The 24,276-nt window shown below is 61.3% G+C and carries 21 protein-coding genes; 6 read left to right on the forward strand and 15 right to left on the reverse strand.

Annotated features, from left to right (window positions below):
* Positions 1-39: 39 nt before the first annotated feature.
* Both P3S72_RS11765 and P3S72_RS11770 read left to right on the forward strand, forming a co-directional pair.
* Positions 40-888 (forward strand): EamA family transporter, encoded by an 849-nt coding sequence (locus tag P3S72_RS11765; RefSeq protein WP_276197455.1) that lies wholly within the window; start codon positions 40-42, stop codon positions 886-888.
* Positions 888-1,811 carry a LysR substrate-binding domain-containing protein gene (locus P3S72_RS11770; RefSeq protein ID WP_276197456.1) on the forward strand — a complete coding sequence of 308 codons (924 nt, stop codon included), beginning with the start codon at positions 888-890 and terminating at the stop codon, positions 1,809-1,811. Before P3S72_RS11765 ends, P3S72_RS11770 begins: the two co-directional genes overlap by 1 nt.
* Positions 1,812-2,013: 202 nt before the next feature.
* Here P3S72_RS11770 and P3S72_RS11775 read toward each other — a convergent pair whose 3' ends face one another.
* The 4 genes from P3S72_RS11775 to xylA all read right to left on the reverse strand — a co-directional run bounded on the left by P3S72_RS11775 (position 2,014) and on the right by xylA (position 7,120).
* On the reverse strand, positions 2,014-3,150 hold the full coding sequence (locus P3S72_RS11775; protein ID WP_276197457.1) for a sugar ABC transporter permease: 1,137 nt from the start codon (positions 3,148-3,150) through the stop codon (positions 2,014-2,016).
* Positions 3,151-4,695: a D-xylose ABC transporter ATP-binding protein gene (gene xylG, locus P3S72_RS11780; RefSeq protein ID WP_276197458.1), complete on the reverse strand. Its 1,545-nt coding sequence runs from the start codon at positions 4,693-4,695 to the stop codon at positions 3,151-3,153.
* Between the two features lie 5 nt (positions 4,696-4,700).
* Entirely contained in the window at positions 4,701-5,702 is a 1,002-nt protein-coding gene (gene xylF, locus P3S72_RS11785; protein WP_276197459.1) for a D-xylose ABC transporter substrate-binding protein, read from the reverse strand.
* A 101-nt stretch (positions 5,703-5,803) separates the two neighbouring features.
* The gene (gene xylA / locus P3S72_RS11790; protein WP_276197460.1) at positions 5,804-7,120 is read right to left on the reverse strand and encodes a xylose isomerase; all 1,317 of its coding nucleotides are present in this window, start codon (positions 7,118-7,120) and stop codon (positions 5,804-5,806) included.
* Positions 7,121-7,259: 139 nt separating this feature from the next.
* On the opposite strand from xylA, the gene P3S72_RS11795 reads away from it, so the two are divergent.
* On the forward strand, positions 7,260-8,447 hold the full coding sequence (locus P3S72_RS11795; protein WP_276197461.1) for a XylR family transcriptional regulator: 1,188 nt from the start codon (positions 7,260-7,262) through the stop codon (positions 8,445-8,447).
* A 30-nt stretch (positions 8,448-8,477) separates the two neighbouring features.
* Here P3S72_RS11795 and P3S72_RS11800 read toward each other — a convergent pair whose 3' ends face one another.
* Positions 8,478-9,683 (reverse strand): ISL3 family transposase, encoded by a 1,206-nt coding sequence (locus P3S72_RS11800; RefSeq protein WP_276192863.1) that lies wholly within the window; start codon positions 9,681-9,683, stop codon positions 8,478-8,480.
* Positions 9,684-9,851: 168 nt separating this feature from the next.
* Between P3S72_RS11800 and P3S72_RS11805 the strand changes: the two genes are divergently transcribed.
* Both P3S72_RS11805 and P3S72_RS11810 read left to right on the forward strand, forming a co-directional pair.
* Positions 9,852-10,130 carry a hypothetical protein gene (locus P3S72_RS11805; protein WP_276197462.1) on the forward strand — a complete coding sequence of 93 codons (279 nt, stop codon included), beginning with the start codon at positions 9,852-9,854 and terminating at the stop codon, positions 10,128-10,130.
* Positions 10,117-10,848, forward strand: a complete 732-nt coding sequence (locus tag P3S72_RS11810) for a zeta toxin family protein (RefSeq protein ID WP_276197924.1) — start codon at positions 10,117-10,119, stop codon at positions 10,846-10,848. The genes P3S72_RS11805 and P3S72_RS11810 overlap by 14 nt, the downstream gene beginning before the upstream one ends.
* Before the next feature lie 21 nt (positions 10,849-10,869).
* Here P3S72_RS11810 and P3S72_RS11815 read toward each other — a convergent pair whose 3' ends face one another.
* The 3 genes from P3S72_RS11815 to P3S72_RS11825 all read right to left on the reverse strand — a co-directional run bounded on the left by P3S72_RS11815 (position 10,870) and on the right by P3S72_RS11825 (position 15,822).
* Entirely contained in the window at positions 10,870-12,147 is a 1,278-nt protein-coding gene (locus P3S72_RS11815) for a carbohydrate porin (protein WP_276197463.1), read from the reverse strand.
* Positions 12,148-12,204: 57 nt separating this feature from the next.
* The gene (locus tag P3S72_RS11820; RefSeq protein WP_276197464.1) at positions 12,205-14,613 is read right to left on the reverse strand and encodes a glucose/quinate/shikimate family membrane-bound PQQ-dependent dehydrogenase; all 2,409 of its coding nucleotides are present in this window, start codon (positions 14,611-14,613) and stop codon (positions 12,205-12,207) included.
* Positions 14,614-14,778: 165 nt separating this feature from the next.
* Positions 14,779-15,822 carry an LLM class flavin-dependent oxidoreductase gene (locus P3S72_RS11825; RefSeq protein ID WP_276197465.1) on the reverse strand — a complete coding sequence of 348 codons (1,044 nt, stop codon included), beginning with the start codon at positions 15,820-15,822 and terminating at the stop codon, positions 14,779-14,781.
* Positions 15,823-16,010: 188 nt separating this feature from the next.
* On the opposite strand from P3S72_RS11825, the gene P3S72_RS11830 reads away from it, so the two are divergent.
* A complete protein-coding gene (locus P3S72_RS11830; RefSeq protein ID WP_276197466.1) occupies positions 16,011-16,289 on the forward strand; it encodes a hypothetical protein in 279 nt (92 codons plus the stop codon).
* Here P3S72_RS11830 and P3S72_RS11835 read toward each other — a convergent pair.
* The 7 genes from P3S72_RS11835 to purU all read right to left on the reverse strand — a co-directional run bounded on the left by P3S72_RS11835 (position 16,286) and on the right by purU (position 24,033).
* Positions 16,286-16,771 carry a flavin reductase family protein gene (locus tag P3S72_RS11835; RefSeq protein ID WP_010566648.1) on the reverse strand — a complete coding sequence of 162 codons (486 nt, stop codon included), beginning with the start codon at positions 16,769-16,771 and terminating at the stop codon, positions 16,286-16,288. The two genes, P3S72_RS11830 and P3S72_RS11835, sit on opposite strands and share 4 nt — an antisense overlap.
* A 490-nt stretch (positions 16,772-17,261) precedes the next feature.
* The gene (locus P3S72_RS11840) at positions 17,262-17,831 is read right to left on the reverse strand and encodes a sarcosine oxidase (protein ID WP_276197467.1); all 570 of its coding nucleotides are present in this window, start codon (positions 17,829-17,831) and stop codon (positions 17,262-17,264) included.
* 3 nt (positions 17,832-17,834) lie between these two features.
* Positions 17,835-20,732, reverse strand: coding sequence for a 2Fe-2S iron-sulfur cluster-binding protein (locus tag P3S72_RS11845; RefSeq protein ID WP_276197468.1), 2,898 nt, complete (start codon positions 20,730-20,732; stop codon positions 17,835-17,837).
* Positions 20,729-21,028, reverse strand: coding sequence for a sarcosine oxidase subunit delta (locus P3S72_RS11850; protein WP_276197469.1), 300 nt, complete (start codon positions 21,026-21,028; stop codon positions 20,729-20,731). The genes P3S72_RS11845 and P3S72_RS11850 overlap by 4 nt, the downstream gene beginning before the upstream one ends.
* 13 nt (positions 21,029-21,041) lie before the next feature.
* Positions 21,042-22,283 carry an FAD-dependent oxidoreductase gene (locus P3S72_RS11855; protein WP_276197470.1) on the reverse strand — a complete coding sequence of 414 codons (1,242 nt, stop codon included), beginning with the start codon at positions 22,281-22,283 and terminating at the stop codon, positions 21,042-21,044.
* Positions 22,265-23,170 carry a bifunctional methylenetetrahydrofolate dehydrogenase/methenyltetrahydrofolate cyclohydrolase FolD gene (gene folD, locus P3S72_RS11860; RefSeq protein ID WP_276197471.1) on the reverse strand — a complete coding sequence of 302 codons (906 nt, stop codon included), beginning with the start codon at positions 23,168-23,170 and terminating at the stop codon, positions 22,265-22,267. The genes P3S72_RS11855 and folD overlap by 19 nt, the downstream gene beginning before the upstream one ends.
* Positions 23,167-24,033, reverse strand: coding sequence for a formyltetrahydrofolate deformylase (purU, locus tag P3S72_RS11865; protein ID WP_247405642.1), 867 nt, complete (start codon positions 24,031-24,033; stop codon positions 23,167-23,169). The genes folD and purU overlap by 4 nt, the downstream gene beginning before the upstream one ends.
* Positions 24,034-24,276 lie beyond the last annotated feature (243 nt).

A 24,276-nucleotide genomic window follows, 5' to 3' on the forward strand; every position in this document is an offset into this window, starting at 1 on the left:
GGCGCGCGACCTTTATACCCACTCAAAAGCCGAGCCCTCATGGACAACGCCAACATAGCCATCACCCTGGTCTTGGTCTCCGCCTTCATGCACGCCACTTGGAATGCCGTTGTCCGTGCCGGCAGCAGCCGTTTCATGACCTTGGCCATGGTCGATGGCACCGCATTAGTGATCTGCCTGGCGGCGCTGCCGTTGGTCAACGTACCGAGCCTGGAGGTGTGGGGCTATGTGCTGATTTCTGTGATGCTCAATACGGTCTATCGATTGTTCCTGATCAAGGCTTATGAAACGGGCGACTTCGGCCAGGTCTACCCGGTGATGCGCGGCGTGCCGCCGGTGTTGGTTGCGCTGTTTTCCTACTTCCTTTTGCATGAACAGCTATCGTTCCCGTCGATGGCGGGAGTGCTGCTGATTTGCGCGGGGATCATCAGCCTGACGTTTGTGCGCAGGATGACCGCGCAGATGTTCAAACCAATTCTGATGGCCGTGTGTGCGGGGGTGTTCATCGCGTCCTACACGGTGGTGGATGCCAAAGGTGTAAGAGCCAGTGAGACGGTGCTGCAGTACATCATCTACCTCACGCTGTTCCAGAGCATTCCGATTCCGATGCTGGCGTTTTTCAAGACGCGATCAGCACTCACCCAGGCTGTGCGCGACCACTGGCGAGTAGGCGCAATGGGCGGTGTTTTTTACTTGGCGTCCTACGGTTTGGTCCTGTTTGCGTTGTCGCTGGACGCAGTGGCCAAGGTCTCAGCCCTGCGGGAAACCAGTGTTATTATCGGCGCCATCATTGCTGCGCTGTTCTTCCGGGAGCGGTTCGGCTGGCGACGGATGCTGTCGGCGTTCGTCATTGTCTGCGGGATCATCCTGATCAAAGTGAGCACCTGATGGCCCAGCGCCCGCCACCCACTCCCATGCTTCAAGCCTTCGTCAGCGCCGCGCAAACGGGCAGTTTTGCGCGTGCTGCGTTCGAGTTGAACCTCACCGCCAGTGCCATCAGCCATCAAATTGCGGGCCTGGAAGAATGGTGGGGGGTGCAGTTGTTCGAGCGGCATTCGCGGGGGGTCAAACTCACGACAGCGGGGCAGGCCTTGTTGCCAGTGACCGATGGTTTTTTCAAAGAACTGGATACGGTGCTGCATTCGCTCAACCCGAGTAGATCCCAGCCACTTTACCTTTCGTGCACCTCCTCTCTTTGTGCAACCTGGCTGATTCCCAGAATGCATGGTGCTCACGCCGAAGCGGCATTCAACCTTGATCTGGTGTTGACCAGCGCGGACATAAGCAGCGCCAGCTTAAGTGCTCACCCGTTCGATGTCGCGGTGGTGATGGGGTATGGCGACTACCCGGATCATCATGCCGAACTGCTGATGCGCGATGCGGTGTTCCCCGTGTGCTCGCCGGAATTTAAACGTGTGAATGGTGATATTGCGCTGGAGGAAATAGCGCGGTACCCGCTGATTCATCGCGTCGACGATCAGGTATGCCCAGGGTGGGAGAGCTGGTTTGCATTTCAAGGGCTAGAGGCACCGCCGTATCACCATGGGCCGCGCTTTCCAGATTCCAGCCTGGCCATCAGTTTGGCAGTGAAAGGCGGCGGAATTGCGTTGGGCAGGACGGCACTGGTGTATGACCAATTGAAAGACGGTGAATTGGTTGCGTTGGAGGCCCCCTTAATGATGTCGCCTGCTGCGTACTACATCATTTGTCGAAACGGACGACAATCAAAGCCCGATATCGCCCGTTTGCTTGATTGGCTCAAGGCCCAAGCGCATCAGTTTATGGGGGAGGTGCAGCGTTCCGGCAAATGACTCACCGGCGACCTGCCCGCGTACTCGCATCCACCCACAACGCCGCTCAAACAATGGAATACGGTCCATGTGGGAGGGGCGGTGCGACGGTTCGACTTGCTCCCGATGGCGGTGGTTCAGGCACTCATGCAGTGACTGACACTCTGCCATCGGGAGCAAGCCCCCTCCCACAGGGGTTATGCGGTGTCGGTGAGAGTGGGAATCACCGCCGACCCGCCCGCGTACTCACATCCACCCACACCGCCAGCACCAAAATGCTGCCCTTGACGATCATCTGCCAGTAACTGTCCACATCCAGCATCGACATGCCGTTATCCAGGCTGGTAATCACCAACGCCCCGAGCAGCGCGCCATACACCGTGCCCGAGCCGCCGCGCATCGAGGTGCCGCCGATAAAGCAGGCGGCGATGGCGTCGAGTTCGCCCATGTTGCCCGCTGAAGGTGAACCGGCGGCGAGGCGGGCGGTGTTGACCAGGCCGGCGAGGGCGCACATCACGCCCATGATGCCGAAGATCCACAGTTTCACCGCCTGCACGTTGATGCCCGACAGGCGCGTGGCTTCCATGTTGCTGCCCACCGCATACACGCGGCGGCCGAAGACGGTCTGGCTGGTGACGTAGCTGAACACGCCGAGCAGCACCAGCAACAGCAGCACCGGTACGGGAATGCCGTCGTAGCTGTTGAGGGTGGTGACGAACCCGGCCAGCACCGCGCCGATCACCCCCACGCGCAGTACATCGCGCACCAACGAATGCGCGGCCAGCCCGTGCAGTGCGCGGTTGCGCCGTTGTTTCCAGGTCAAGAACAGGGTCAGGGCAAACAGCAAAACCCCGAGGCCGATGCCCACCGCATGCGGCAAATACCCCTGGCCCACATACACCAGCGACGGCGACACCGGCGCAATCGTGGTGCCGCCGGTGATGCCCAGCAGAATCCCGCGAAACGCCAGCATGCCGCCCAGGCCGACGATAAACGACGGGATGCGCAGGTAAGCGGTCATGTAGCCGTTGGCCAGCCCGATCATCAACCCGCACAACGCCACCAGGCTCAGGTTGGCCAGCAGCGGCAGGTGATAGACCACATCTAGGATCGCCGCCAGCCCGCCCAACAGCCCGAGCAACGAACCCACCGACAAATCGATCTCGCCGCTGATGATCACCAGCACCATGCCGCACGCCAGAATCCCGGTGATCGACATCTGCCGCAGCAGGTTGGACAAGTTGCGCGGCGTGAGGAAACCGCCCTCGGTCTGCCAACTGAAAAACAGCCAGATGAACGCCACGGCGATCACCAGAGCGAGCATTTTGTAGCGGGTAAACAGCTGTTTGAGCTGATTCATCTAAGCGGTCTTCCGATCATTATTATTTTGGCTGAGCGCGGCGGCGAGGACCTGTTCCTGGGTGAGGCCTGCATTGATGAAATCACCGCGCAACTGGCCGTCGCCGATCACCAGCACGCGGTTGGACACGCCGAGCACTTCGGCCAGCTCCGAGGAGACCATGATGATCGCCACGCCTTCGGCCGCCAGCGCGCCCATCAGTTTGTAGATCTCATACTTGGCGCCCACATCCACGCCGCGCGTGGGCTCGTCGAGGATCAGCACCTTGGGCTTGGCCATCAGCATTTTCGCCAGCACGGCCTTTTGCTGGTTGCCGCCGGACAGGCTGGTGATCGGCAAAAACGGGCTGGCGGTCTTCAGGTGCATGCGTGCGATCTGCTGGTCGATGCTGCCCAGTTCGGCTTCGGCGTCGATGCGCGTCAGGTGCGCATAGGTGTCGAGTACGGCCAGGGTGATGTTCTGGCCCACGCCCAGGTCGGGAATGATGCCCTGGCGCTTGCGGTCCTCGGGCACCATGCACAGCCCGGCGCGGATCGATTTGAGCGGCGTGCGCGTGTCGATCAGTTGGCCGTCCAGCCATACCTCGGCGCTATAGCGCCCCGGGTAGGCGCCGAACAGTGCCGACACCAACTCGGTACGCCCGGCGCCGACCAGCCCGGCAATGCCGAGGATTTCCCCGCGCTTGAGCACGAAGGAAATATCGTCGACGCGTTTGCGCTTGGGGTTGTCGACGTCGTAGCAGGTGACGTGGCGTGCTTCGAACATCACCTCGCCGATCTCATGGGGCTCGGTGGGGTAGAGGTTGCTCATTTCGCGCCCGACCATCTGCGTGATGATCTGTGGGATATCCATGTCGGCCATGGCCGTGGTCGCGATGTGTTTGCCGTCGCGGATCACTGTGATGGTGTCGCACACCGCTGCCACTTCATCGAGCTTGTGGGAGATGTACACGCAGGCCACGCCCTTGGCCTTGAGCCCTTTGATGATGTCCAGCAGCACCTCGATTTCCGAGCGGGTCAGGGCCGAGGAGGGTTCGTCGAGGATCAACAGGCGCGCCTGCTTATTCAGGGCCTTGGCGATTTCCACCAGTTGCTGGTAGCCGCCACCGTACTGCGACACCGGCAGCGCGACGTTCATGTCCGGCACCTTGAGTTCACGCATCAACGCTTCGGCGCGGTGCAGCATCGCCGGGTAGTTCATGCGCCCGCCGGGCAGCGTCAGTTCGTGGCCCATGAAGATGTTCTCGGCCACCGACAGGTCCGGCACCAGGGTCAGTTCCTGGTGAATGATGACGATGCCGGCGGCCTCGGTTTCGCTGATGGACTGGGCCTTGAGCAGCTGCCCGTCCCAGAGGATTTCGCCCTCCCAGGTACCATGGGGATAAACCGCCGACAGCACCTTCATCAAGGTGGATTTGCCGGCACCGTTCTCGCCGCACAGGCCGACACATTCCCCCGGCCGCACCTTGATATCGATGCCATTGAGCGCGTTGACACCGCCAAAACTTTTGACGATGCCGTTCATTTGCAGCAGGTAGTCAGCCATGGCGGTCACTGCCCGCCGATCTGCTCTTTGGTGTAGAACCCGTCCTTCTCCAACAGGTCGATATTGGCCTTGGTCAGTGGGGTCGGGGTGAGCAGGATGGTGTCGACTTTCTTGCTGCCGTTGTCGTATTGCGAGCTATAGGTGGGCTTTTCATTGCGTGCAAGCTGCACCGAGAGCTTGGCGGCTTCGGTGGCGATCAGCTTGAGCGGCTTGTACACGGTCATGGTCTGGGTGCCGTCGATCACGCGCTTGACGGCGGCGAGGTCGGCGTCTTGCCCGGAGATCGGCACCTTGCCCGCCAGCTTCTGCGCGGCCAGGGCCTGGATCGCGCCGCCAGCGGTGGCGTCGTTGGAGGCGACTATCGCGTCGATCTTATTGTCGTTCCGGGTCAGGGCGTTTTCGACGATGCTCAGGGCTTCGGTCGGGTTCCATTCCTTGACCCACTGCTGGCCGACAATCTTGATGTCGCCCTTGTCGATGGCCGGTTGCAGCACCTTCATTTGGCCTTCGCGCAGCACCTTGGCGTTGTTGTCGGTGGGCGCGCCGCCGAGCAGGAAGTAGTTGCCCTTGGGCGCCGCCTGCAGCACGCCATTGGCCTGCATCTCGCCGACTTTTTCGTTATCGAAGGAGATGTAGGCGTCGATGTCGGCGTTGAGGATCAGACGGTCATAGGACACCACCTTGATCCCGGCTTTCTTGGCTTCGGCGACGGCGTTGGTCAGCACGGTGGCGTTGAACGGCACGATCACGATCACATCGACGCCGCGTGAAATCAGGTTTTCGATCTGGGATATCTGCTTTTGCTCGTTGGCATCGGCTGACTGCACGAAGACCTTGGCGTCGAGTTTTTCCGCCGCCGCGACGAAGTAGTCACGGTCGCGGGACCAGCGTTCCAGGCGCAGGTCGTCGATGGAAAAACCGATTTTCGGATGGGCGGAATCGGCCATCACCGGCAGGGCAAGCAGGGCCAGGGCGCTGGCGAGCAGCGTGCGTTTGAATGATTTCATGGTGGTGCGTCCTTTTATTGTTGTTGGAAAGACACAGCGTGATGCGGGTAGAACTGTAGAGCGTCCCTCGACGCCCGGTGCGCAGATTTGTCGCGCAAATGTCACCGATAGATAAACCGATTGACCACGCCTTCAAGCATTTCTTGCCGGCCACTGACGGCCTGCGGGTTGAACTCGTGGGCAAACGCGTGTTCGGCCAGGGACTCAAGGCTGAACTCGCCCGCCAGTACCGCCTGGCCCAACGGCTGCTGCCAACCGGCATAGCGCTGGTCCTTGAACTGCTGCAACCGATCGTTCTGCACCATTGCCGCCGCGCGTTCCAGTGCCAGGGCGAGTACATCCATGGCGGCGACGTGGCCGTGGAACAGGTCGATCTCGTCCAGGCTCTGGCGGCGCACCTTGGAATCGAAGTTGTAGCCGCCGTTCTTGAAGCCGCCGGCCTTGAGGATTTCATAGGTCGCGAGGGTCATTTCCTCGACGCTGTTGGGGAACTGGTCGGTGTCCCAGCCGTTCTGCGGGTCGCCACGGTTGGCGTCGATGCTGCCGAAGATCCCCAGGGACACGGCGGTGGCGATCTCATGATGAAAGCTGTGCCCGGCCAAGGTCGCGTGGTTGGCCTCGATATTCACCTTGATCTCGTGTTCCAGGCCGTACTCATGCAAAAAGCCGAACACCGTGGCGCTGTCGTAATCGTATTGGTGCTTGGTCGGCTCCTGGGGCTTGGGTTCGATCAGCAGGTCGCCCTTGAAGCCGATCTTGTGCTTGTGCTCCACCACCATGCGCATAAAGCGCCCGAGCTGTTCGCGCTCGCGCTTGAGGTCGGTATTGAGCAGGGTTTCGTAACCTTCGCGGCCGCCCCACAGCACGTAATTGGCGCCCTTGAGCCGCAGCGTGGCGTTCATCGCACTGAACACCTGGGCAGCAGCGTAGGCAAACACCTGCGGGTCCGGGTTACTGGCGGCGCCGGCGGCAAAACGCGGGTTGCTGAAGCAGTTGGCGGTGCCCCACAACAGCTTGATGCCGGTCTGTTCCTGATGGCGCTCCAGGTGGTCGACCATCTGCGCAAAGTGGTTGCGGTACTCCTTGAGCGAACTGCCTTCCGGCGCAACGTCGGTGTCGTGAAAACTGTAGTAGTCGATGCCCAGCTTGGAGAAAAACTCAAAGGCCGCGTCAGCCTTGCCGATGGCGACTTCCATCGGCTCGCCGCTGCGCTGCCACGGGCGCTTGAAGGTGCCCATGCCAAACATATCGGCGCCGGGCCAGACGAAGGTGTGCCAGTAACACGCGGCCATGCGCAGGTGCTCGCGCATCGGTTTGCCGAGGATCAGCTTGTTGGCGTCGTAGTGACGAAAGGCGAGGGGGGCATCGCTGCTGGGGCCTTCGAAGCGAACCTTCTCGACACCGGGGAAGTACGGCATGGCGTTTTCCTTATTGTTCTTGGCGGTGTCTGGATACTAGCAACGGCACCTGGCCTGCTGATTATGAAAATCACCAAGGTGTAGTGCGATTTTGAGTGACGAGGGCTAGTCTGTTGCCACTGGCCTCAGGACAAAAACAATGAAAACCCTACCGCCCGTCCACCGCATCGCCTTGCTATTCAACGGCAGCAAAATCTACGACCGCGGCATCATCACCGGCATCGGCAATTACCTGAGCAGCACCCGCGCGTCCTGGGATTTGTTCCTCGAGGAGGATTTCCTCTGTCGCCTGCGCGGTATCGAGCGCTGGCAGGGCGACGGGATCATTGCCGACTTCGACGACCCGCTGATCGGCGAGGCGCTGGCCGACATTAAGTTGCCGGTGGTGGCGGTGGGCGGTTCCTATGAGGATGCATGCGCCTACCCCAAGGGCATTCCCTATGTGGCCACCGACAACCATGCGCTGATGAAGCTGGCGTATGAACACCTGATCGAAACCGGGCTGACCCGGTTTGCCTGTTTCAGCCTGCCGCAAGCCGAGGCCAATCGCTGGGCCCAAGAGCGCGAAAAGGCCTTCAAGCATCTGCTGCAACGCGACGGCTTGCCGGTGGAGGTGTATCGCGGCCTGGGCACCAGCGCACCGTTGTGGGACAGCGCCGTGGAACAGCAGATCGCCTGGCTGCACAGCCTGCCCAAGCCCATCGGTATCATCGCCGTCACCGACGCCCGCGCCCGGCAACTGCTGCAAGCCTGCCTCACCGCCGGTATTGCCGTGCCGGAGCAAGTCGCGTTGATCGGCATCGACAACGACCCGCTGACCCGCACCCTCACGCGGGTGCCGCTGAGTTCGGTGATCCAGGGCACTGAAACCATGGGCCGCACGGCTGCCGCGTTGTTGCATCAGATGCTGCACGGCAAACCCTGCACGGGCACGCAGATCCTGGTACCGCCGGAGGCAATCAATGTGCAGGCGTCCAGCTTGCATCAGCCGTTGGGCAACCCGTATGTCATGCAGGCGCTGCTGTTTATCCGCCAGTACGCCTGCCAGGGCATCAAGACCGCGCAGGTGGCGGCTTATGTCGGCGTGTCGCGCTCATCCCTGGAAGCGCACTTTCGCAAGGAGCGCGGGTGCAGCGTGCATGACGAGATCCTGCGCTTCAAACTCGCCGCCGCCGCCAAGGGCCTGGAAAGCCACGAACTGGCGATTGCTGATATTGCGGCGAAGTGCGGCTTCAAGTCGGCGCAGTACCTACATACGGTGTTTCGCCGTGAATTTGGTTGCACGCCGCGGGAGTATCAGCAAGGCGCTTACGCCCAGGCTGGCTGAGGTCGATGCACGGCCCTTTTTAAAGGTTCTTCACGGATTACCGGGAAAGACGCTCTTGATCTTCATGAAAAAGAATTCGCTATCCCGGTAACCATACGCCATACGCTTGATCACCTTTATTCGATTGTTTATTCCTTCCAACTGACCGGTGTGCATTGGCCAGCGAACCCGACTGACGATGCCTCGCCAGTAACCCTTTAGTCTTTTGGCAAACTGCATCAGGGCAGGTATCTCGCTTTCATGGGCGTGACGCAGCCATTGGTTCCAAGCTGATCTCCAGTCCCAGGCGGTGCTCGGCGTCCAGAGCGTTTTGAGTTCAGCCTTCATTAAATAGACCGTCATCAGCGACTGGTTGGCCGCCAGCAGATCCTGCAAATGAACCTGTTGCTCTGGGTTTTTCAGGTTCTCAGGATTGCGCAGCAGTAACCATCGCGCCTGCTTGATGACTTTGCGTGCAGGCCTGTCATGGCGCAGTCGATTGGCTTCGTCGACACGAACCCGGTCAATTACCTCTCGACCATATTTGGCCACCACATGAAAGAGGTCGTAGACCACTCGCGCTTTGGGGCAGTGGTGACGAACCTCCAGATCAAAAGCGGTGTTCATGTCCATCGCCACCGCTTCGATTAGCGCGCAGCCCTCGGGCCCCAGCTCTTCAAAAAAGGGTCTAACCGCCGCCCGACTACGGCCTTCGCCGATCCACAGCACCCGTCGCGTATCCGCATCCAGGACAACGGTGGCATAACGATGACCTTTGAAGAGTGCGAACTCGTCCATGACCAAGCGTCGCGGTTTCGCCTTTGGCAAAACGCTTAATGCTGCTTGCAGGGCTCGACGCTCCAGTAAACGAACGGTCTCCCAATGCAGGCCAAACATCTGCGCCACGTGCAGCGTTGGAAGGCGCTCGCACGCTTGAATGACGGCCTCTGCCAGGCGCCGGGTCATGCGGGCATAGCGATCCAGCCAACTAACGGCCTCCATACGCTTGCCACAATCGCGGCAACCAACGCGCCGGAGCAAAACGCTCAAGCGCACCGCATGGCCGAGAATAGGCAAATCACGAATGATGCGCTCGCAATACTCATGAGTGGTTGAGCAGAGCTTTTGACAGCCGCCACAACATGGGAACCGGGTGGCATGGGGGATCAGGTCGATCTGAAGGGCATCGCCGTCAGGCTTGATGTTGACGACAGAAAAGCCCTCCCAAAAGGGAAGGAAAGTATTAATATCTCGCATAAGAACGCCGGTTTGTTAGATGTGTTTGCTCGCACGAACATCATCAACCAAATCGGCGTTCTTGTTTCTGTGTTTCCCGAGATTCCGTGAAGAACCTTTTTAAAGGGGGGCGTCGGAGCTATCATCCAGCCCAGAGGTGCAACAGTGCAGCTTGCCGGGAGAATCTCTATGAAAAAAGAAGCGAAGAAGGTTTCAGACCGCGAAATAGAGGCATTGGAACTTTTGGTTCCAAGCCAAGCGAGTAAAGCCACTCACTCCGCGTATTTTCGAGCACTGTCGGTTAGTCAGCGAGGTGTTCTATGCATTGAAGCCGGGAATTTGGTCCGCGTCGCGCAGGACGGCAGCAAAATCATCGTGGAGAAAGCCAAACCACGTCGCAAAGTCACGGTGGATGAAGTGATCACCGTGCGTAAGGTCGACAGGCATGCGGCAGGTGGTTGTGCCTAGACTTCGTGTATTTGCTGGTCCTAACGGCTCAGGTAAAAGCACGATCAAAGGTGAATTGGACCCTGCTTTAATCAAGACGTATGTGAACGCTGACGAGCTGGAAAAAGAGGCCAAAGCCAGTGGCTTCGTCGATCTTTCGCCGTTTGATATCGAAGTTACACTGCCTGAACTGCTCGCGTTCCATACCGAGCACCATCTGCTCGTTAAAAAGGGGTTGATGGGCCAGGCTGAAAAGCTAGGTCTGCAAGGTTCTAAGGTTGACTATCGAAATGTCCAGATCGACTCGTATTTTGCGTCGGTGATCGCTGACTTCATCCGGCAGCGTTTGCTGGAAAAAGGTGTGAGCTTCACATTTGAAACGGTGATGTCTCACCCCAGCAAGGTTGAGTTCATGCAGGACGCGCAGACTCGCGGGTATCGGACCTACCTCTATTTTGTTTCAACGGAAAACTCAGACATCAACATTGACCGTGTGGAAATCCGCGTTCGGGAAGGTGGTCATGGGGTTGAGCCTGAGAGAGTGCGTGAGCGATATATAAAATCGTTGAAACTGCTGCCGCAGGCGGTTGCCGCGAGTGATCGAGCCTACATCTTCGATAACTCCGGTGACAGTTCCGTACTGCTGGCGGAAATTACCGGCGGAACCCGACTCCAGTACCGCACAGAAGATGTTTCAGATTGGTTCTTCCGATCATACGTCGATGAAGTGGGTTCCTGACACGCACCGGTCCAGCCTTATTCAGAACACCGCCTTTACCTGCAGCCCCAATACCAGTGCGTTGTCGATGTCCTTACCGGAAAACGCCCCAGGCTCGAGGATGTATTGCACATCCGGGCGCAGGTTCAGCCATGGCGTGGCCTGGTAGCCGTAACTGAGTTCGATCAGTTGTTCGGCGTTGTCGAGGTTGGGGTAGCTGGTACCGGCGTTGAAGGCGGCCAGCTCCTGCACATCGCGGCTGCGCGGGTTCTGCACGGCGCGGCCATAACCCAGGGCGAGGGTGTCGCGTGGCCGGTCTTCGAATGGTTTGTACAGCACGACGCCCGCGCCATACCACTTGGTGAACGGCGAGGCCGCTTCGCTGGCGGCGGAGTATTGGCCGAAGGCGTGGAGCACGCGACCTGCCGATGCGCTGGACGCCCAGACTGCCTGGTCGATCAGCAGGTAGTGACCGCCGCGTCCGCTGACCTTCTCCGTGCTGCCGATGCGTTTCACATCGGAGCTGTCGTAGTAATAGCCCAGCTTGTATTCACCCGGCAGCGTGCCGGCCTGTTTGTACACCAACTCAATCGGTACCACCGTGCCGGTGGTGTGCTTGGGGCTCAGCTTCCAGGCGCGGCTGGCGTTGCCATTACTCTGCGGGTCCACGTTGAACGCGGCCACGCGCAGTTGCCAGGACGGCGAAAAGTCGTATTTCACCCGCGCGCCCAGGCGGGCATTCGGGTAGTTGGTCCAGCCGCTGCCGCCGGACATGTTCAGCGGGTGCCCGCAGAAACCGGCGTTCATGAAGTTGCATAGGATGCCGCTGTCCAGGCCGCCCAGGTCGTTGCCCATTGCCATATAACCGAGCTTGAGGTTCAACGCCGGGGTGAACAGCGTGCGCTCGTAGCTCAACTCGGTCAGGCGGGTGTAGAGGCCGCCGTAGTTTTCCTGGATCGGCAGGCGGTTGCCTACCAGGTCCTCGGAAGCGCTGTTGCCGCGTCGGTCGTTGATGGTCAGTTGGATGCGGTCGCCGTTGTTCAAGCCGTACAACTTGCCCAGGTCGAACTGCACGCCCAGCTTGAGGTTTTGCGAGTAGCGTGCCGAACGGTGTAGGCCGCCGTGGGCGTTGTACGCGGTTTCGCCGCTGTAGTCGCCGGTAAAGCGGATGCCTTGCTCGTCGAGCTCACGGCGCAGGCCGCCCCAGTCGCCGGTCAGGGTGGTGTCATCGGCTTGGGCGGGCAGGGCGGCACCAAACGCCAGGCCCAGCAGCAGGCGCCCAACGAGGTTGTTGGGTGAAAAGTGAGAAGCAGGAGGCATGCGTGGTCTTCCAGAAACACAACGCGCGGTACGGGGGTACCGCGCGAAAGGGCAGGGTTATGGCAGGGCGTAGGCGATCACATAGTCGCCACGGTCGGTGGACTGGCGCGCACCGCTGGCAGTGATCACGACGTACTGTTTGCCGGTTTTCGGCGACACATAGGTCATCGGGCCACCCTGGCTGCCGACGGGCAGGCGGGCTTTCCAGATTTCGTCACCGTTGCCGCTGTTGAAGGCGCGCAGGTAGAAGTCCTGGGTGCCGGCGATAAAGATCAGGCCGCCCTGGGTCGACAGCGTGCCGCCGAGGGTCGGCAGGCCGATCTTGATCGGCAGGTGCATGCGGATGCCCAGGGGGCCGGTGTCTTCCACGGTGCCGACCGGTACTTGCCAGGCGATTTTCTGGGTCTTCATGTCGATGGCGGTGAGGGTGCCGAACGGCGGCGCCTGGCATGGGATGCCGGCCACCGACAGGAAGCGGTTTTTGTTCACCGCATACGGCGTGCCCTTGAGCGGCACGGCGCCCATGCCGGTGTTCAGCGCTTCGCCACCGGACGTGGCCTGGGCCTTGTTCTGCGATGGGATCATCTGAATCCACAGACCCAGGCGCATGTCGTTGACGAAGATAAAACCGTGTACCGGGTCGGTGGAAATACTGCCCCAGTTCATGCCGCCCAGAGAGCCGGGGAAGCTCAGCGATTTGTCGGTGCCCGGCGCGGTGTACAGGCCGTCGTAGCGCATGCCTTTGAAGTCGATGCGGCACAGCAACTGGTCATAAGGCGTGGCGCCCCACATGTCCGACTCGGTCAGGGTCTGCGCGCCGATCTGCGGCATGCCCAGGGATTTTGGCTGGGTTGGCGAGTACGGTTCGTTGGGGATATTCGCCGCCTTGACCGGCACTTCCTGCACGTCGGTCAGCGGCTTGCCGGTGGCGCGGTCGAGCACATAGATCTGCCCGGCCTTGGTGCCGATCACCACCGCCGGTACGGCTTTGTCGCTGCCCGGTGGGGTGAAGTCGATCAGGCTCGGTTGCATCGGCAGGTCGAAGTCCCACAGGTCATTGTGGACGGTCTGGTACACCCACTTTTCAGCACCGGTGGAGGCGTCCAGCGCCAGCACGGAAGCCCCGTATTTGTGGTTGAGCTGGGTGCGTTCCACACCGTAGATATCGGTGGACGAGCTGCCCATCGGCAGGAACACGGTGTTCATCAGCGGGTCATAGGACATCGGCGCCCAACTGTTGGGCGTGCTGCGCACATAGGTGCTGCCTGCTGCCGGCGCTTGTTTGTCGTCCGGATTGCCCGGGTCGAAGGCCCAGCGCATTTGCCCGCTGATCACATCGAAGCCACGGATCACGCCACCGGGCATGTCGGTCTGCACGTTGTCGGCCACGCGGCCACCGACCACCACGGTGGTGCCGGCGATCAACGGCGCCGAGGACAATTGGTAATAACTGTCGGGCACATCGCCCAGGCCGGCTTTGAGATCCACCTGGCCGTGGGTGCCGAAGTCTTCGCAGAATTTGCCGGTGTCGGCATCCACGGCGATCAGGCGCGCATCAATGGTGTTGGTCAGCAAGCGACGCTGGCACTGCGCACCGGCTGCCACGCTGGCGGCGATGATCGGCGAGCTGTTCGGCTGGGTCGGCTGTGCGATCGGCGCGCTGGCATCGAAATACGCCATGCCTCGGCAACGCTGCCATACCGCCGACTTGGCGTTTATTGCGTTCTTCCATAGCTCTTTGCCGGTGTCGGCGTCCAGGGCGATCAGGTTGTTGTGCGGCGTGCAGATAAACACTTTGTTGCCGATCTGCAGGGGCGTCAGTTGGTCTTCGGCACCATTGCCGTCGCTGATGGCCACGTCGCCGGTGTGGTAGGTCCACGCCACTTTGAGTGTGTCGATGTTGTCGCGATTGATCTGGTCCAGCGCGGCAAAGCGGCTGCCACCTTCGGTGTTGCCGTAGTGGGCCCAGTCTTTCTGCGCATCGGCTGCGGCCACTGGCGTGATGCCAGGGCCTTTACCTGTCGGCGCTACGCTTGGGTGAGCCACGAACATATTGCCCGCCGCGACCGCCACCCCCACCGCCAGGACGGCGGTGACGCCATAAGCACCGCGCGCAGGTCGGCCGGCCAGCAGCGGATACACCAACGCCACCACCAGGCCGACCACCGCGAACATGAACAGCCGCGAAAACAGCGGCCAGAACACCAGCCCCACGTCCGCCACCGCCCAGATCGCGGTGCCCACCAGGAACGCCGCGAACAGCCACGCGCCAGCGGTTTTGCACTGGGCAATCAACAGCCCGGAAACGGCCATGACCACGCCGCCGATCAGGAAGTACCAGGAGCCGCCCAGGCTGACCAGCTTGAAGCCGCCAACGGCTAGCGCGAGGCCGAGCAGGGCGATGATCACGCCCAGGCCCAGGAGGAGGAATCTAGAGGCGCCAGTGGCGCGCGATGCTCGTTTCATGTCGACAGGACTCGAGTGGGAAGGGCAAAAACGCGATTTTAGCAAGATAAGTAACTGGTTAGTACATTTAGCTCGGTAATAGACTCTTACCGCTAGGGTGATGATAGCCGGGTGCAAAAAAGCCGCTTGCTCCGTGAGGAGGCAAGCGGCTTGGTTATTCAGCGATCAACGAAACGCTGGCACGACCTGCTCGATAAACAGCGCCAAAGACTTTTTCTTCTCGGCATGGGGCAGGCTGTTGTCGCACCAGAAGCTGAACTCATCCACGCCCAGTTCCTGGTAGTACTGGATACGCGGGATGATTTCTTCGGCGGTGCCGATCATGGCGGTCTTGTGCAGGCTGTCCAGCTCGAACTCCGGGCGGGCGGCGAATTTCTCTTCCGGGCTCGGCGCCAGGAAACCGTTGACCGGCACCTCCTTGTTGCCGAACCAGGCATCGAAGGTGCGATAGAACTTGGAGATCGCCTTGGCCCCGACTTTCCAGCCTTGCGGGTCGTCGGCGGCATGTACGTGGGTGTGGCGCAGCACCATCAATTGCGGGCGCGGCACGCCGGGGTTGTTGTCGAGGGCGGTCTGGAATTTGTTTTTCAGGTCAAGGACTTCTTCGTCGCCCTTCATCAGCGGCGTGACCATCACGTTGCAGCCGTTGGCCACCGCGAAGTTGTGGGAGTCCGGGTCGCGGGCGGCGATCCACATCGGCGGGTTGGGTTTCTGCACGGGTTTGGGCACGCTGGTGGAGGTGGGGAATTTCCAGATATCACCGTCGTGGGCGTAGTCGCCTTGCCACAACGCGCGCACCACCGGGACCATTTCGCGCAGCGCCTGGCCGCCGCTGGAAGCGGGCATGCCGCCGGCCATGCGGTCGAACTCAACCTGGTAGGCGCCGCGGGCCAGGCCGACTTCCATGCGGCCGTTGCTGATCACATCGAGCAACGCGCATTCACCCGCCACCCGCAGCGGGTGCCAGAACGGCGCGATGATGGTGCCGGCGCCCAAGTGAATGGTGGTGGTCTTGGCCGCGAGGTAAGCCAGCAACGGCATCGGGCTTGGCGAGATGGTGTATTCCATGGCGTGGTGCTCGCCAATCCATACGGTGCTGAAGCCACCGGCTTCGGCCATCAGGGTCAATTCGGTCAAGTCTTCGAACAACTGGCGGTGGCTGATGCTCTCGTCCCAACGTTCCATGTGTACGAACAGGGAAAACTTCATGACGCTTACCTCGGATCTATTGTGATCGGCCTGTCGACCGCGGGCCCTTAAGTGCTCTCGCCGTTGTAACGCTTGCCTTGGATAACGACTGTTCGGCGGATTGATTGTTGGTATACCATAATATGGAATATCCACAAAACTTTTCTCTCCAACGGTTACACCCTCACCTCGCAAGGACGGTGAGTTCGATGAACATAAAACAAAAACTGATCCTGGCCTTTGCGGTGATTGCCAGCCTACCGGTGATTTTGGTGGCTGTGCTGATCATCCTCAGCGTGCATGAGGTTCTTCACCGAGCCGACCATGATCGCGTGGTCGCTCACGCCACTGGGACGGGGCTGACACCCCGCAATCAAACTGTGGGAGGGGGCTTGCCCCCGATAGCGGTGGGTCAGCTACAGATAAGCTGGCTGTTCCTCCGCCATCGGGAGCAAGCCCCCTCCCACAAAGTTTTGTGTGTGGCTTAGGCCGGCATGGGCAGGGCGCCCATCTTGCCGTGGCAATACACCAGTGGCCCGGCGTTCTGCTGGGGCACGATGAGGTTCTTCACCGAGCCGACCATGATCGCGTGGTCACCGCCTTCATACTCGCGCCACAACTCGCATTCGATCACCGCCGTGGCATTCGCCAGGATCGGGTTGCCCAGCTCGCTGAGCGTCCATTCGATGCCTTGGGCCTTGTCCTTGCCCTTGCGCGCAAAGGCATAGGCTTCGGTTTGCTGCCCGCCGGAGAGCACATGGATGGCAAAGCGTTTGTTCTTGATCAACACCGGGTACGAGTCGGAGCTGTAGTTGGGGCAGAACAGCACCAGCGCCGGGTCCATCGACAATGAACTGAAAGCACTGGCGGTCAGCCCGACGATTTGCCCGTCGTCATCGAGCGTGGTGATCACGGTGACCCCGGACGGAAACGAACCCATCACTTGTTTGTAGATAGCGGCATCGATCATGGGACGGTCCTCGGCGGTGGAGCGGTTTTTATATGATTGTAGGTATGATGGTATACCGTAATACAAAGCATGCAACTGCTTTTTCAAGCGCCCGATGAACGTCAGTGCTTGGTCTTGTCACCAATAAATACTGAGGCAAAGGCGATAAATGGCTATTGGCCATGCGGCACACTAGCAGATCAGATGAGCGCCAGAACTACGGATTAGTCTTGTGAAAAAATTGGGGTGCGTGTGGGGCTGTCGGGCGTGGTCCTCATCGGTTGCTGCCTGGTGGCGCGTCAGCGCACGCAGGCTATACCGACTGAAGACGGCGATCTGTCTGATGCGCCGCGATTCAAATGTGGGAGCGGGCTTGCTCGCGAATGCGGTGAATCAGTCGCTAAATACAGTGACTGACACTCCGCATTCGCGAGCAAGCCCGCTCCCACATGTTTGACCGATATCGACATGAGATGCCCATTGGTTCCTAGGCCACGGGGGCACGCATGCTTCATCTGCTGTGTAGGCCGTTCCCGCCAAACTCCTCCAACGCATCCATTAACGCGCCTTCGAAGTAGTCCTTCGAGGCGCGGTCCCAGAGGATATGGAACGCTGGCGCGTCCACGCTTCCCGAGTGGATGACGATCACATTGATCCGCGCCGCCGCCGTCTGCGCCACCGCCCCCGGCTTGAAGGCCGGAAAACTGAGGTCGACGCCGCACAGCTTGGCCATCACCTGGGCAATCGCGCCGCCGCTGAGCAACACGCAGGCGTGACTGTCCTGGCGCGGCAGCAGGTAGAGGGCGCGGTGGTCCAGTTCCCAGCGCGCCTCTTCATCGGCGATGCGCAGGCCCTGATCCTTCGGGCTGCCCAGCAACAGGTATTCGTTCTGCGACAGGCGCGCCACCCAACCGCCGTCCGCTTGCGCGCTGGCTTGGTTGGCCGCGGCGGGCAGGCTGAAGCCGCGCGCCGTGAGGTAATCGGCGCTGTGTGCACCGCGAAAGCCGACCCGGGGCAGGTCGGTCTGGTCGACCAGATGGCAGGGCCGGGTGATCAATTCGTGGGCTTTCAGACTGGTCATGGCTTAACCCTCCTGGCGTTGGTTGGTGGGGTCGAAGAACGGTAGCTGCACCACTTCGGCCTGGACGACGATGCCGCCCTCGACGCGAATCGGAATGCGTTGCCCCGGCGTGCTCTGGTCGATTCCGGCATAGGCCAGGCCGATGATCCGGCCCAGGCTGGCGGAGTATTCACACGAGGTGACGTTGCCGCTGATGTCCGGGCCGTTGAGCACCAAGTGGCCTTCCAGCGGTTGCACGCTGCCCTTAGGCAAGCTGAAACCCACCAGTTTGCGTTTCAGCGGTTGGGCTTCGAGGATGTCCACCGAGCGGCGGCCGACGAAGAACGGTTTGTTACGGCTCACGGCCCAGCCCATGTCGATTTCCGCCGGATGGGTCATGCCGTCGGTGTCCTGGCTGATGATCACATGGCCTTTTTCCAGGCGCAGCAGACGCTGGGTTTCGACGCCGAAGGGGCGAATGTCAAAGGCTTTGCCGGCGGCCATCAAGGCATCCCACAACGCCAGGCCGTGGCGTGCAGGCACGTGGATTTCATAACCCAGTTCGCCGACGAAGCCGACCCGCAGCAGCCGCGCCTTGATCCCTGCCACCGTACCCTGGCGTACACCGAGGTAAGGGAAGCCCTCGGCGCTCAGGTCGAGGTCGCTGCACAGCTGTTCCAGTACCTTGCGCGAATCCGGCCCGGCCACGTTCACCGCACAGATCGCGGCGGTGACGTTGGTCACATCCACGTCCAGGCGCCATTGCGCGTTCCACTTGAGCATCTGCTGGTAGATGCGGTCGACGCCGCTGGTGGTGGCGGTGACGTAGAAGTGCTTGTCGGCCAGCCGCGCGCACACGCCGTCGTCGATCACCACCCCGTGTTCATTGGTCATCAGCGCATAACGCGAACGGCCCACCGGCTGCTTGAGAAACGCGAAGGTGTACATCCGGTTGAGCAGTTCGGCGGCATCCGGGCCGCGCACGTCCAGGCCACCGAGGGTCGACACGTCGATCAGCCCGACCTTGTTGCGCACATGCAGGGCTTCGGCCTGCATGCAGGCGTCGCGGTCCTCGGCCTTGCCGTAATAGGCCGGGCGTTGCCAGATGCCGGCGGGCATCATCTTCGCCCCGGCCTGCAGGTGCCGCGCATGCATCGGCGTTTGCCGGTAAGGGTCGAAGGCGCGCCCGGCCACATGGGCGAGTTTCTCCGCGACAAACGGCGGCCGTGCGGTGGTGACGCCGGTTTCGCTGATGTTGCGCTGGGTCGCCCAGGCCACCAGGCGTGCGGTCGGCAGCGCCGAGTGGCGGCCCTGGGACGGGCCCATGCCGACGGTGGAATAGCGTTTCACCAGTTGCACATCGCGGTAGCCGATGCGGGTGGCGTTGACGATATCCGCCACTTGCAGGTCTTCGTCGAAGTCGACGAAATCCTTGCCCTTGGGGTGCGGGAAGATCGGCCAGTTGAAGTTGACCTGGGCTTCGGCGCGCAGCGGTACGGGCGCGCTGGCCGTGATCAAACCGAGGGCGAGGGCGACGGTGTTGGCGGCGTTGGTCGCGTCTACCAGCACATTGTCCAGTTGGTGCCGACCGTGGACCGAACCGGCCACATTCAGGTTCTGCGGCAGGCCGCTGAGGCTGAACTCCGCACGCGAGTCCTCATAGGCCAGCTTGCCGCCGGCCTGGCACAGCAGTTGGTACACCGGCATATAGCCGGCCGACATGCACAGCAGGTCGCAGTCGATCACCTGCCCATTGTCGCTGACCTGGCCTTGAGCGGTGATCTGGCGCACATCGACACCCTTCACATGGCGCAGGCCTTTTTCATGCAAGGCCTCGAACACCGTGCTGTTGGGCAGGCAACGGATCTTGCGCTGCGCCAGCGCGCCGGCCAGGGCCTGGTCGGCGGCGGCATGACGCAGGTCGATCACGGCGGCGACGTCCACGCCCTGGTCATGCAGGTCGAGGGCGGCGAGGTAGCCGTCATCGTTGCCGGTCAGCACCACCGCGCGTTTGCCGGGCTTGACGGCATAGAGCTTCATCAGGCGTTGCGCGGCACTGGTCAGCATCACCCCCGGCAGGTCGTTGTTGCGAAAGATCACCGGCTGGTCGAACGAACCGCTGCACACCAGGCACTGCTGCGCGCGCACCTTGTACATGCGCTTGCCCTGGATCACCGGCAGGTAGTTGTCGGTGAACCAGGCGTTGCAGGTGGCCTCGGTGAGCACCTGGATATTCGCGTGTTGCTGCACCGCGCCGAGCAATTCGCGGCGCAGGCTGTCGGCGCGGGTGCCGGCGATATCAAAGCGCGCATAAGTCAGCGAGCCGCCGAGGATCGGCTGCTGCTCGATCAGCAGCACCTTGGCCCCGGCATCGGCGGCGGTCAGCGCCGCCTGCAAACCGGCGGGGCCGGCGCCGATGACGGCCAGGTCGGTGAACAGGTAGGCCTTGTCGTAGTACTCGGGCTGGAAGTTCAGGTCGAGCACGCCCAGGCCGGCCTTTTTACGGATGATCGGCTCCCACACTTTCCACATGCCTTTGGGCTTGTAGAACGAGCGGTAATAGAACCCCACCGGCATGAATTTGGAGAACTTGCCCAGGTAGGCATCGCGGTCGTTGTCCAGCGTGCCATTGACGTTCTGCGCGCTCACCGCCAGGCCGGCCGACAGCGCGTGGGCATCGGCCAGCACGTTGGGCTCCTGGGGCAATTGCACCAGGCTGTTGGCGTCCTGGCCGGCCATGCTCAGCGGGCCGCGTGGACGGTGGTATTTGAACGAGCGCGACATCAGGAAGCGCCCGTTGGCGAGCAGGGCGCTGGCGATGCTGTCGCCCTGCAAGCCCTGGTAGGGTTGGCCGTCGAAACTGAAATCGAGTGGCTGATCACGCTGGATCAGCAAGCCCATGGGGGCGGGGAGGCGGTTCATCCGGCGATCTCCTTGGCGGTGTTGAAGTCGACACGCGTGTTGAACACTTCCCTGGGGTCGAAGGTGCGCTGGATTTCATCGGTGACGGTGTGGCGCTCGACGAGGAACCAATAGCTGGACGGCGTGTGCATCCACCATTCGCGCACCACACCGGCGAGGTTGTCGGTGTTGAACACGTAGTCGGCCCATTCGGCGTCGCTGCAGTTGACCGGATCGGGCATGGGCTTGAACTCGCCGCCGTAGCTGAACTCGCTGATATTGCGCGGCCCGTTGAGCGGGCACATCATGATTTTCATAGTCCGCTCTCCATTAATGGCTGGCCGCCGTGGCGCCCATTTCGTTGACTTGCTGGAAGGTCGAGAAACGTTCGAGGCCGAAGGGTTTGATCAGCTCCGGCACCTTGCCGCCGCTGGCGACCAGCTCGGCCATGGTCTTGCCGCAGATCGGCGTGGCCTTGAAGCCCCAGGTGCCCCAACCGGCGTCGAGGTAGTAATTTTTCACCGGCGACAGGCCCATGATTGGGCTGTAGTCCGGGGTCATGTCGGTGATCCCGGCCCACTGGCGCATCAACTTGGCGTTGGCCAGGAACGGGAACATCTCGATGGCATGGGCCAGCAGGCTTTCCTTGAGGTCCAGGGTCGAGCGCGTGTTGAACAGCGGGTAGGGATCGGAACCGCCGCCGAACACCACTTCGCCGCGACTGGTTTGCTGCACGTAGCAGTGCAGGGCCGAGGAACTCACCAGCGGGTCGAGGAATGGCTTGAACGGCTGGGTGACCATGGCCTGCAGCGGGAAGGTCTGGATCGGCGAGCGGATACCGGCCTTGGCCATCAGCAGCGAACTGTGCCCGGCAATCGCCTGCACCGCGCAGCCGCACCGGATGGTGCCGCGATTGGTTTTCACGGCGGTGATGGCGCCGTTCTCGATGATCAGGTCTTGCACTTCGGTGAGCTGATGGATTTCCACGCCGCGTTTGGCCGCCTGCTTGGCATAGCCCCAGGCCACTGCATCATGGCGCGCGGTGGCGCCGTCGATGTGCCAGAGCCCGGCGAGCACCGGCAGGTGGCCGGGGTCGAGGTTGAGGCTGGGCACCAGTTCGCGGATCTGCTGGCGGTCGAGCATCTCGGTGCGCCCGCCGAAATGCTTGTTGACCTCGGCGCGCTGGCGGAACGAACGCACCGTGGCGTCGGTGTGGGCCAGGGTCAGTTGGCCGCGCTCGGAGTACATGATGTTGAAATCGAATTCATTGGACAGCGCCTGGAACATCTTCACCGACTCGGCGTAGAAGCGCACCCCTTCGCTGGTCAGGTAGTTGGAGCGGATCACTGCCGTGTTGCGCGCGGTATTGCCGCCGCCCAGGTAGGACTTTTCCAGCACGGCAATGTTGCTGATGCCGTGGTACTTGGCCAGGTAGTAGGCGGTCGCCAGGCCGTGGCCGCCGGCGCCGATGATCACCACGTCGTAACTCGACTTGAGCTCTTTGGGCGGTGGCAGATCCACCTCCACCGGGTATTCCGAACTCAGCCCGTATTTCAATAGATTGAATGGCATACGGCCTCCGATTGGCTGCGTAGGGCGTGATGTTGCGCAAGGGCGGCGGTCACGGTGTTTTTCATCAGGAAGGCAATGGTCATCGGGCCGACACCGCCGGGGACCGGGGTGATGGCGGCGACGTGGGGCAGGGCGGCAGCGAAGTCGACATCGCCGACCAGGCGGCTGCGGCCGTCGTCGTCAATGCGGTTGATACCGACGTCGATCACCACCGCGCCAGGCTTGAGCCAACTGGCATCGATCAAGCGTGGGCGGCCCACGGCGGCGATCACGATATCCGCCTGGCGGCACAGCGCCTGGGCGTTGTGGCTGCGCGAATGCAGCACCGTCACCGAGCAATCGGCCTTGAGTAGCAGCGCCGCCATGGGCTTGCCGACGATGTTCGACCGACCGACCACCACCGCGTGTTTACCGCGCAGGTCGCCACAGGTTTGCTCCAGCAGATACAGGCAACCGCTGGGGGTGCAGGGTGTGAGCACGGCGCGTCCCTGGCTGAGGCCGCCGACGTTCTGGCTGTGAAAACCGTCCACGTCCTTGTCCGGTGCGATGGCTTCCAGGGCGCGCAGTTCGTCCATCTGCGCCGGCAGTGGCAATTGCAGGAGGATGCCGTGAATCGCCGGGTCGGCGTTCAATTGGCCGATCAGGATCAGCAGTTGTTCGGTGCTGGTATCGTCGGGTAGCCGGTGCTCCAGGGAGTGGATGCCCACTTCTTCGGCACGCAGGATCTTGTTGCGCACGTAGACCTGGCTGGCCGGGTCGTTGCCCACCAGGATCACCGCCAGGGCCGGATGAATAGCTTGCGCATGCAGACGCGCTACGTCCTCGCGGACCTGCAACAGCACCCGCGCAGCGGCGGCTTTGCCATCGATCAGTTTAGGCTCGCTCACCGGAACACCACCGTTCTGTCCTGGTTGAGGAACACCCGGTGCCCCAGGTGGTACTTGACCGCCTTGGACAGGGCCACGGTCTCGGTGTCACGGCCGATAGCAACCAGGTCGTCGGGCTTGTACACGTGGTCGACGCGTTGCACTTCCTGCTCGATGATTGGGCCCTCATCCAAGTCGCTGGTGACGTAGTGCGCGGTGGCGCCGATCAGCTTCACGCCGCGTTGATAGGCCTGGTGATAGGGCTTGGCGCCTTTGAAGCCGGGCAGGAACGAATGGTGAATATTGATCGCGCGCCCCGACAGTTGCCGGCACAGGTCGTCGGAGAGGATCTGCATATAGCGCGCCAGCACCACCAGTTCGGTGCGGGTGTCGTCGACGATCTTCATCAGCTCGGCTTCCTGCGCGGCCTTGGTGTCCTTGGACACCGGCAGGTAGATAAAACGAATGCCCTCGCGCTCGGCCATGGGCCGCAGGTCGAGGTGGTTGGAGACGATGGCGGTGATGGTCATGTCCATCTCGCCCTTGTGGTAGCGGTAGAGCAGGTCGGTGAGGCAGTGGTCGAACTTGCTCACCATCAGCAGCACGCGCATCGGCTCGCGGGTGTCGTAGAGCTCCCACTGCATGTCGAAGGCCTGGGCGACGTCGGCGAAACCGGCGCGGATCTGTTCCAGATCGCCTGCGTGCCCATCGTTGAAACGGAACACGGCACGCATGAAGAAGCGACCGCTGAAGTCATCATCGAACTGCGCCATCTCCCCGATGTAGCACGCGTTGTCCGCCAGGTACGTGGTGACGGCAGCGACAATGCCGGACACCGCGGGACAAGTGACCTTGATGATGAAATGGTTTTTTTCGTGTTGCATGACACGTCCTCGGGATGATGGCGGCAGCTCATCGCATAGCGAAAAAATGTCAGAGGACAGCAGGCTCGTTCCGTGAGCGCATTTTCTTGTGAGGAATAAAATATTCCTGAGTTGGCTTTATAGGGGAATGGACGCGGGGCGTCTAGGGGTTTTGGGAAAGTTTTTTAACTGAGGGGAATTTTTATCGGGGAGGACGGCGTCGAGCGCGGTCAAAAATGTGGGAGGGGGCTTGCCCCCGATGAG

It is taken from the genome of Pseudomonas sp. D3, from assembly GCF_029320995.1.
Taxonomy (GTDB): Bacteria; Pseudomonadota; Gammaproteobacteria; order Pseudomonadales; family Pseudomonadaceae; genus Aquipseudomonas; species Aquipseudomonas paraveronii.